The organism is uncultured Flavobacterium sp. (assembly GCF_963922255.1).
In the GTDB taxonomy this organism is placed as follows: Bacteria; Bacteroidota; Bacteroidia; order Flavobacteriales; family Flavobacteriaceae; genus Flavobacterium.
This window is the reverse complement of record NZ_CAWUIC010000030.1, coordinates 1-9,844: the sequence shown is the minus strand read 5'-3', so window position 1 is coordinate 9,844 and position 9,844 is coordinate 1. Positions and strand designations below refer to the sequence as shown.

Annotated in this window: 10 protein-coding genes; 5 read left to right on the top strand and 5 right to left on the bottom strand. The window is 32.6% G+C overall.

Features of this window, described 5'->3' with window-relative positions; genetic code table 11:
- Positions 1 to 119 precede the first annotated feature (119 nt).
- Positions 120 to 1,019 carry an SIMPL domain-containing protein gene (locus AABJ49_RS13885; protein WP_338378891.1) on the bottom strand — a complete coding sequence of 300 codons (900 nt, stop codon included), beginning with the start codon at positions 1,017 to 1,019 and terminating at the stop codon, positions 120 to 122.
- Between the two features lie 163 nt (positions 1,020 to 1,182).
- Here AABJ49_RS13885 and AABJ49_RS13880 point away from each other — a divergent pair, with 163 nt between their 5' ends.
- Positions 1,183 to 2,097 (top strand): hypothetical protein, encoded by a 915-nt coding sequence (locus AABJ49_RS13880; RefSeq protein WP_338378890.1) that lies wholly within the window; start codon positions 1,183 to 1,185, stop codon positions 2,095 to 2,097.
- Between the two features lies 1 nt (position 2,098).
- Positions 2,099 to 2,641, top strand: a complete 543-nt coding sequence (locus tag AABJ49_RS13875) for a hypothetical protein (protein WP_338378889.1) — start codon at positions 2,099 to 2,101, stop codon at positions 2,639 to 2,641.
- A 432-nt stretch (positions 2,642 to 3,073) separates the two neighbouring features.
- Here the strand turns inward: AABJ49_RS13875 and AABJ49_RS13870 are convergent, their stop codons facing one another.
- The gene (locus AABJ49_RS13870) at positions 3,074 to 3,196 is read right to left on the bottom strand and encodes a hypothetical protein (protein ID WP_338378888.1); all 123 of its coding nucleotides are present in this window, start codon (positions 3,194 to 3,196) and stop codon (positions 3,074 to 3,076) included.
- Positions 3,197 to 3,271: 75 nt separating this feature from the next.
- Here AABJ49_RS13870 and AABJ49_RS13865 point away from each other — a divergent pair, with 75 nt between their 5' ends.
- Positions 3,272 to 3,562, top strand: coding sequence for a GIY-YIG nuclease family protein (locus AABJ49_RS13865; protein ID WP_338378887.1), 291 nt, complete (start codon positions 3,272 to 3,274; stop codon positions 3,560 to 3,562).
- Positions 3,563 to 3,992: 430 nt separating this feature from the next.
- On the opposite strand, the gene AABJ49_RS13860 is transcribed toward AABJ49_RS13865, so the two are convergent.
- Positions 3,993 to 4,418, bottom strand: a complete 426-nt coding sequence (locus tag AABJ49_RS13860; RefSeq protein ID WP_338378886.1) for an SseB family protein — start codon at positions 4,416 to 4,418, stop codon at positions 3,993 to 3,995.
- Between the two features lie 146 nt (positions 4,419 to 4,564).
- Between AABJ49_RS13860 and AABJ49_RS13855 the strand changes: the two genes are divergently transcribed.
- Both AABJ49_RS13855 and AABJ49_RS13850 read left to right on the top strand, forming a co-directional pair.
- The gene (locus AABJ49_RS13855) at positions 4,565 to 4,795 is read left to right on the top strand and encodes a hypothetical protein (RefSeq protein WP_338378885.1); all 231 of its coding nucleotides are present in this window, start codon (positions 4,565 to 4,567) and stop codon (positions 4,793 to 4,795) included.
- A gap of 1,005 nt (positions 4,796 to 5,800) precedes the next feature.
- Positions 5,801 to 6,376, top strand: coding sequence for a phosphatase PAP2 family protein (locus tag AABJ49_RS13850; RefSeq protein ID WP_338378884.1), 576 nt, complete (start codon positions 5,801 to 5,803; stop codon positions 6,374 to 6,376).
- A gap of 1,801 nt (positions 6,377 to 8,177) precedes the next feature.
- Here the strand turns inward: AABJ49_RS13850 and AABJ49_RS13845 are convergent.
- Complete coding sequence (locus AABJ49_RS13845) at positions 8,178 to 8,360, bottom strand: hypothetical protein (protein WP_338378883.1); 183 nt, start codon at positions 8,358 to 8,360, stop codon at positions 8,178 to 8,180.
- Between the two features lie 125 nt (positions 8,361 to 8,485).
- Positions 8,486 to 9,484 carry a metal-dependent hydrolase gene (locus AABJ49_RS13840; RefSeq protein ID WP_338378882.1) on the bottom strand — a complete coding sequence of 333 codons (999 nt, stop codon included), beginning with the start codon at positions 9,482 to 9,484 and terminating at the stop codon, positions 8,486 to 8,488.
- Positions 9,485 to 9,844: the final 360 nt, after the last annotated feature.

Genomic DNA, 9,844 nt, shown 5'->3' with positions numbered 1-9,844 from the left:
CGCAAAGATTTTAAAGATTTCTAAAAATTTATATAATCTGTGTTCCTTAAAAAAACATTGTGTAACGTTGTGTTAAACCTTGCGGAACTTTGTGCTACAACTTAGTCCTTAGGAAAAACCTATATCGAAGTATCAATTTTATATGAAACTGTCAAGGTTAAGGTATATTGAATTCCAACTTCTGTTTGATTGGCATTAATCACCTTATCAAAACCCGCACTTGACACTCCATCATAGTAAAAGCTTTTGTTTTTTCTAGCTAACTTTTTTAGATAATTGGTATTTCTGTTGTTGTTGTGCGTTTGTATTTCAGAACTTTCGTAGGCTTGATAGGTTTTATATTGGTTTTTGGGAACATACACCTCAAAAGCTTCATTCGCATCTGGAGTTCCTACAATCTTCTTGCGAAATGATTTTAAATACCTGTCCTTTTTAACTTCAGCCATGGCTAGTGCTTGTTCGAATAACTGCGTATGAATAGAATCCGTATCATCATTGAAATATTCCACTTTAATGATGTCATGTATTTCAAATTCCGAAGCCAAAGTGATTATTTTTTCCAAATCGGTAATGTTTTCCGTAGTAATGATAATGTTTTTCTTAATTTCAAATCCTTTTTCAATTTGTTGAGCCGTTGAACCATCCACAGTAAAATCATACACTTTTGTTTGGGAAATGAAATCAATATAACTTTCATCTTTTTTGATGCCTAAGGTTTTTACTTTAGCTAAAAAACCTTCAATGCGTGTGTTGATTTTGGTGTTGCAAAGTTTGACTGTTTCAGCTTCTTCATTCAGACCTAACGTCATTACAAATCCATCAGCTTTGGCATTCATTAAAATAGATACACTAACGGAAAGCACGTTATTATTGATTACAGTAGTTTTATTAGTGTGCGATGCGTTATCATTGGAACCTGAATTGCCATACACCTGATTACCGCTAATTTGGGCCTTAGCAATAGAATAGGTTAGAAGTAAAAAGAAAAGTGTTGTACATTTCGTTGAAATTGTTTTCATATTTTTAAGTTTTTAATTATTTAATGATGCAATAGTACAATCCCATTCAAAAATTAATTTGGTAAAACAACTTTCAGTTGACTGTAAAGATTTTTCCCTACTTTTACAGTAGATTTACAGTACAAATAGAAGCTGTTTTTTTACATTTGACTTCAAATTATAAATGAATCCATTAGTTACCTTTCAAAACCTTAAAAAAGATGTGCTTTTAGTGTATAAAGAGCATCATCCTTATTTTGTAGGAGATTGGAAAACATTTAGTTCACAAGATATTCAGAATTTGATTGAGGTGATTGAATCTCAAGTAAAACAAACGGTTAGTGAAAAGTGGATTTACACCCATTTAAAACCTGAAACCAACGAAAAGTTACCTCGTAAAGATATGTTGGATATTTTATCGCAATATGTTGGCTATTCAGGTTGGGATGAGTATTTGTATAAGCACAAAGCTTTGGTTGAAGCAACTCAGCAGCATAAAAAGAAAAGCTATAAAAGCTTATTGATTTGGTTATTGTTATTGTTGCTTATTACAGGAATAAGTGCTTTTATTTTTTACGATTTTATCTTTGAAAAAGATAACATCCATTCCTTAGAAGTTAAAGATTCTTATACCAATGATAAAATAAATACTGATGAAATTAAAGCAGTTATTGTAAACGATAGTACTGAAATACCTGTAGCGATTATCAATTCAGAATTACAAATAAAGACTAAGGATAGTGCTAAAGTTGTGATTAAAAGTCCGTTTTATGAAGATAAGACAGTTGTGGTTACAAACACACATCCACATCCCAATATTGTCCTAGAGCCTGATGATTATGCCATGATGCTAAAAGCTTTTATGAAATCTGATATTAAAGATTGGCAAACCCGAAAAGAACAATTGCAAAAGATATTTTCAGATGATTTGGAAGTGATTGTAATGCTCAAAAATAATTTAGGAGCAGAATATTTCAACAAAGAAGAATTTTCAGAAAAACTAATTATTCCAAGTGCATCTCTAAAGAAAATGAAGGTTTTAGAAATTAAAAGCACAGCCAATAAACAAATAAATTTTATCCGAATCCTACAACAATAACATGAAAAGTAAGGTATTAACATGCTTGGTATTAATTTTTACACTGACAGCTTTTAGTCAGAGTAACAATAGTAATGCTTATACAAAAGGAACTATTAAATCCAACTTTAGTTTTCAAGCCCTTAAAGCCTATCAGGAAAGTGCGGTGTTTAAGGTTAAGGATTACTATGGGTATTTAGAATTGTATGCCCATGAAAATACTACTGAAGCTTTGCAAAATCAACTAAAATCAACTATTCAAAATCTGTTTGACAATAGTAACCCGTTAGTGGTTGATTTTACTACTGCAGAAAATAATGCTATACCTTTACACCAATTGCTTACCAAAATTAAAAGAAAGAATTACACTTTTGCTCTTTCTGAAATAGAGAATTCTATTGTTGGTGCTGACTTTTGGACAACCAAATACAATTTAGAAATCAATGAAGGTAATCAACGTTGTAGTATTGAGGTGTTTAGTAAAGTCATTTTCAAACCTGTAGAAAAACAGTTTGGTACAGTTTCTAAAGAAGTCTGGACGCTTTTTTTAGGTAATATGGAATGAGGTTTAGTTAGAAGATTGTAGATTTGAGTTTATATTTATAAGGGGTAAGAAATAAGGGATAAGGAACTATTTTCATAACAACGGTTCTCGATTAGCTTCGCACAATTCGGCATAGCCTCGGGTCAATTTTGTTCCATTGCATTCCACAAAATCACTCGAACTGACGGTAGTGGATAAAGTTTGTCTTTAAAAGCGCAATCATCTTCATTTTCGTCACTTCGAGTGTCCCGATTCATCGGGAAGTATCGAGAAGTCGTGAACTGAAAACCAAACTATGTTATCCTATCCCAAGCAAAGCGACTCAACACCCACAAACAAAATCTATGTTCCTATGTGGTTAAAAAAAACTACCCACAAACTACTTCTACTATAAAATTCATTTCCAGTACAACGGTTCTCGATTAGCTTCGCACAATTCGGCATAGCCTCGGGTCAATTTTGTTCCATTGCATTCCACAAAATCACTCGAACTGACGCTAGTGGATAACGTTTATCTTTAAAAGCACAATCATCTTCATCTCCGTCACTTCGAGTGATTTTTAAGAGTGAAAACATCAGTTTTTATTCTTAAAAATAGTATCGAGAAGTCGTGCACTGAAAAAATAATTATATTTATATTTTGAAACAATTATGCAACAATCTTATGTTTACATACTAAAATGTAATGACAACTCTTATTACACAGGTGTTACAAGTAATTTGGAGCAAAGGATTTTCCAACATGAAAGTGGTTTTTATCCTGAATGTTATACATTTAAAAGACGTCCTTTAGAATTAGTTTTCTATGCAGAGTTTACGGATATTAATTTTGCTATCGAGAAAGAAAAGCAAATTAAGAAGTGGTCTCGTTTAAAGAAAGAAGCACTTATTAACGGAGATTATGATAGCTTGCCTAATTTAGCAAGGAAATCATTTTCATAACAACGGTTCTCGATACAATTTTGTTCCATTGCATTCCACAAAATCACTCGAACTGACGTTAAGAGTTGAAATCTTCCTTATTATAACAAATCATCTTCCATTTTCATAAAAACGGTTCTCGATTAGCTTCGCACAATTCGGCATAGCCTCGGGTCAATTTTGTTCCATTGCATTCCACAAAATCACTCGAACTGACGTTAAGAATTGCAATCTTCCTTATTATTACAAATCATCTTCATTTCCGTCACTTCCAGTGATTTTTGAAGATGAAAACGTTAGTTTTTATTTTCAAAAATAGTATCGAGAAGTCGTGATGTAGAAACAGTTTCCATAACAACGGTACTCGAGACATTTAGATAAATCAGAATCACTCGATCTGACAATTGATGTTTTAGTCTATGTTCTATTCTCTTTTATCTATTTTCTTTCTCTAAACCGTTCTCCCCAACACAAACATACTCTCTTGATTACTATCAATAATAATCTGGCTGATTTTATTTTCCACAGCAATTTCTAAAACCTCTTTTGCAGGTAGTGTAACAAAAGGTTTGGTTTCAGAAGCCCAACTCATCAAAGTAGCTTGTGAGGTAAAAACACCCATAACCAATTTACCTTCCACTTCAAAAACAGAAGTAAACGACAATTGTGCTCCTTTTTCTAAGGTAGTCCAACCTTTTTCTGGGTTTTCTCCTGTAACAGGACTAGAAGTAGGCACCAATAAAAATGCATTATCTCCTTGCAATTCATCTAAAACAGCCATAAAAGTCTCTTGATTCTGATTGGCTTGAAAGCTTTTTATTTTAGCTAATAAATTGGTGTTGTTAGGTTGAAAGGTAGTATTTTCTTGCTTTGACATCTCTTACGTTTAAGACAGCAAAGATAGCTAATTTATCCTTTTTTTATCCCTATAACAGGTAAAACTCTTATCCTAAAAGGGTGTTTTTCCTTAGTGAATTATTGTTGTATTAAGGACATTTGTTAGTGAATCAATACTTAAGAGTCATGAAAAAAATACTACTTATCCTAAGCTTGTTGCTAACTTTTATAAGTTGTAAAAAAGAGATTGTTTCAAATAAGTATACACAAGCTGTTTCAGACAATTTTTACACAAGTCAGTATAGTTGGTTGAATGAAAACATACTAATTATGCCACCCAACTATCCTCATTTTGAAAATAATAACTCGGAAGAAAGAAACAAGAATATAAATAAACCGCATCAAAGTCCTTTTTAACTATTCCTTATGAAAGAATTAATTAGTTCTCCTGCTATCATTATTAAGTTCATTGTATTACTTACGTTTTTGCATGCCCTTTTCCGTTTAAAAACAAAAAAACGAATCAACCAATACTTGTTTTACATTTTAGGCATAAGCACTCTTATAGAAATCATAAATACCTATTTACAAGTAAAAGGCCTATCTTATGCTTTATTTTCAACGTTTCGAGTAATAGTAATCACCATCTTTTGGTTTCGTATCTTGCAGCTGATTATAACAACCAAAAGACTTATCATTGCTACTACAGTTGTTTTTTGCTTATTTGCCCTGTTCAACTTTTTGTTTATGGAAGGACCATTGCAATTCAATTATTACACCTTGTTAGTAGGAGCATTCTTGTATAGTGTATTTTTTATTTTTGAAAGTTTTTTCCAATTGAAACGAGAGAACTTTTACTTTTTTCAATCCAACAAATATATTCTTCTTTTTTCACCCATTATTTTCTTTCTAGGCTTGAGTATTCTTTTTTTATTTAAAAGTAATGCTCTAATTACAGCTAATTTTTTTAATAATATCAAATCCTACACTTACATCCACAGTCTAGTAAATGTAGTTTTCTACTTGTCTTTGAATTATTATATTTTGAAAGAGAAGAGATGAGTGCTCAGCTGGCAGTATGAAACCGTAAACGTATGACTTTTATCCACAACTTGTCATCCCAACAAAGAAGTAACTCACAAAAAATTCCACAAACTAAAGAACTGTTGACTGTTAACTGCAAACTGTTAACTGCAAACTGTTAACTGCAAACTTAAAACTTAAAACTCACCCTACAAATCATAATCTTGAAACCATTACTAATAATTTTATAACGCTAAAAATCAGCCATATACTTAACTTGCATAGCCCTTTAAAAGTATCAAATAAAACTCTTATTTGATATGTTTTCCACCATTTTAACTTTTGTTAAAAGGAGTCAAGCTTAAATTTAAGGAACTCTTAAGAAATAAATTACAATGAATGTTTAACTTAAACGTTTATAGAACGAAATACACACCTATGCATAAATCTTATATAGCACTTATACTTTTTATATTTACCTCATTTAATTGTGAAGCACAACAAAGCACAACTATTGAAAAAGGAGGAGATCTTTTACTCTATGCGTTACCCATGTCAGCTATTGCAACAACGATTATAAAAAAAGACCCCAAAGGATCCAAACAATTTGCCCTAGGTTTTTTAGTCAATGGAGTAACCACGGAAGGATTAAAATACCTTGTTAAAAAAGAAAGACCTAACGGAACCAATTTCAAATCATTCCCATCAGGGCATACTTCAATTACCTTTCAAAGTGCAGCATTTTTACAAAAACGTTATGGATGGAAATTTGGAATACCCGCTTATGTGTTAGCAAGTTATACAGGCTTTTCTAGAATTGAATCTAAGAATCATTACTTCATTGATGTCTTAGCCGGTGCTGCCATTGGAATTGGAAGTTCCTACATATTTACCACAAAATACACCCAAGACATCCAAGTCAGCATCCAAAGAGATGATTTAGGAACGACTATTGGATTGAAGTTGGAGTTTTAGAAATGGGTGATGGGTAATAGGTATAAAATTATTCCACTATGTATGCTATCCAAAGCAAAGCGACTCAACACCCACAAACAAAACCTATATTCCTATGTGGTTAAAAAAAGTACCCACAATCTAAGTCATTTCCAGTACAACGGTTCTCGATTAGCTTCGCACAATTCGGCATAGCCTCGGGTCAATTTTGTTCCATTTCATTCCACAAAATCACTCGAACTGACGGTAGTCATAACGTTTATCTTTAAAAGCACAATCACCTTCTTCTCCGTCACTTCGAGTGATTTTTAAGAATGAAAACGCTAGTTTTTATTCTTAAAAATAGTATCGAGAAGTCGTGAACTGAAAATCAAACTATGTTATCCTATCTAGAGCAGAGCGAGTTATTAAACACAAACAAAATCTATGTTGCTATGTGGTAAAATAACTACACACAAACCACTTCCACAATCAAAATCATTTCCAGTACAACGGTTCTCGATACAATTTTGTTCCATTTCATTCCACAAAATCACTCGAACTGACGGTAGTCATAACGTTTATCTTTAAAAGCACAATCATCTTTTCTTCCGTCACTTCGAGTGATTTTGAAGATGAAAACACTAGTTTTTATTTTTAAAAATAGTATCGAGAAGTCGTGATTTAAAAACAGTTTTCATAACAACGGTTCTCGATACAATTTTGTTCCATTGCATTCCACAAAACCACTCGAACTGACGGTTTGAGGTTGCAATTGTTCATATATTAACGAATCACCTTCCTTTTCGTCACTTCGAGTGATTTTTAAGCATGAAAACGTTAGTTTTTATTCTTAAAAATAGTATCGAGAAGTCGTGAACTGAAAACCAAACTATTAAACCTATTCAGAGCCAAGCGACTCAATAATCACAAACAAAATCTATGTTCCTATGTGGTAAAATAACTACACACAAACCACTTCCACAATCAAAATCATTTCCATAACAACGGTTCTCGATTAGCTTCGCACAATTCGGCATAGCCTCGGGTCAATTTTGTTCCATTTCATTCCACAAAATCACTCGAACTGACGGTAGTCATAACGTTTATCTTTAAAAGCACAATCATCTTTTCTTCCGTCACTTCGAGTGATTTTGAAGATGAAAACACTAGTTTTTATTTTTAAAAATAGTATCGAGAAGTCGTGATTTAAAAACAGTTTTCATAACAACGGTTCTCGATACAATTTTGTTCCATTGCATTCCACAAAACCACTCGAACTGACGGTTTGAGGTTGCAATTGTTCATATATTAACGAATTACCTTCCTTTTCGTCACTTCGAGTGATTTTTAAGAATGAAAACGCTAGTTTTTATTCTTAAAAATAGTATCGAGAAGTCGTGAACTGAAATCAAACTATGTTATCCTATCTTGAGCAAAGCGACTAAACACCCACAAACAAAACCTATGTTCCTATGTGGTTAAAAAACTACTCACAACCTTGTCATCCCGACAAAGGAGGGAACTCACAAGAAACTCCACAAATTAAGCAACTGTAAAATGTAAACTTATAACTTAAAACTTAAAATTATATAACCTTTAAAAATTATTCTATAACAACAAACAATACAAGTAGTTGCATTTTTGCAATACATAAGTTATTAATCTAAAAAGCGAATAATCATGGAAAATTCAAAAACACAAGACACACAAAATGCAGTAGTAAAACTGACATTAACTTTAGAAGAATTCAGAGACAAATACACAAAACCAGAAGTAGTGCTAGTGTAGTGAGAGGTGAGGAGTGAAGAGTAAAAGCAACTGTAAACCGTAAACTTATAACTTACAACTTCTTCCTACTATTCACATACACAGTAAGCATGTAGTAGAAAACACAAGCTACAACAAGCCTAAGAAGAATTACTAAAACAGTGTTTTCCATATCTGGATCTACTAAACTGAACACCATATTAGACAAAACAAAACCTAATATGATTCGAATTCCGATATATTGTAAAATACGCATGGTTTATTTTTATAAGTTGGGACTGTAAATTTAGAACTCTTTTGCTCTAGTACAAGTATCTAAGCCAAATCTTATGGAAAATAATCATTTTGACTGTAGCACACAAACTACTTCTCACAATCCTTTCAATTTCCTTTTATACGAGTAATGATATGTTGCAATAACATCTTTCCATCCCTTTTCTTTTTTGGAACCTCATTAGCTCTTAGAGTACCATCAGCATTAGCCACAAATTGATAACTAAAAGCAAATTGCAACTGTTTCGAGTCAGCATTTAATAGTCCAAATCGCAAATCGTTAAAATACAAGTTATCCTTTTCTTCCGTTACCAAATACCAACCTTCACTAATTTGTTTCAACTTTTGAAAATCCGCTACATATTCTAATTTATTCTCTAAATCCCTATTCTTAGCATAAAACGTAAACGAAATAGGCTGACTGTCCAAAAAAGAATAATCGGCTAAATAATAACCCGTAGGAGTAGCCACATTAGCATTCCAAAGAACCGTATTGAAAGCTGTTGGTTTTACCATAAGTTCTTGAAAAGGTATGTTTTGTGACATTAAAGCTTTTTCAAATTTATGCACCGCTATTAACTTTAAAACACAAGTTAAGCACAGATACCCTGTACTAAAAAACAAACCTCTTTTTAAGTATTTCATTCTAAGAAAAGAGTCTTTGTTTCTCCAAACATACACTAATGAAATCAGTAGAGGAACCGTATACAAAGGATCAATTACAAAAATAGTTTTTAATGCAAATCGATGCTCCAAGGGCCATAAGATTTGTGTACCCCAGGAAGTGAACAAATCCAATGCAATGTGCGTTACCAAACACCAAAATGCCAACCACGAAGCTTTTTTAAAGTCAAGAAGCCCTTTTTCTAGTTTTGTAATCACGAGACCTAAGAGCGGTGCTAAAAACACAAAGAAGAGTAGGGAATGACTCAAACCCCTATGTATAGCAACCCCATCCACATCCGACATGAATTGCCCAACAAGCACATCCAAATCAGGAATGGTTCCTAAAATAGCACCGTATAAAAACGTTTTATTTTGGAGTTTTTTTCCAGCTATTAGTTCTGCTGTTGCAATTCCTAAAACAATTTGGGTTAATGAATCCATAGCTTATTATTTTGGAACGCTAATTTAGTGTTTTTCTTGCTGTTTTAAGTTCTATTTTAAAGAAGGGAAAACAAACCATTTCCATAACAACGGTTCTCGATACAATTCCGATTAGCATCGGAACCACTCGAACTGACGGTGTGAGATTGCAATTGTCCATATATTAACTAATCACCTTCCTTTTCGTCACTTCGAGTGATTTTTAAGCATGAAAACGTTAGTTTTTATTCTTAAAAATAGTATCGAGAAGTCGTGAACTGAAAACCAAACTATTAAACCTATTCAGAGCCAAGCGACTCAATAATCACAAACAAAATCTATGTTCCTATGTGGTAAAAAAATACACACAAACCACTTCCA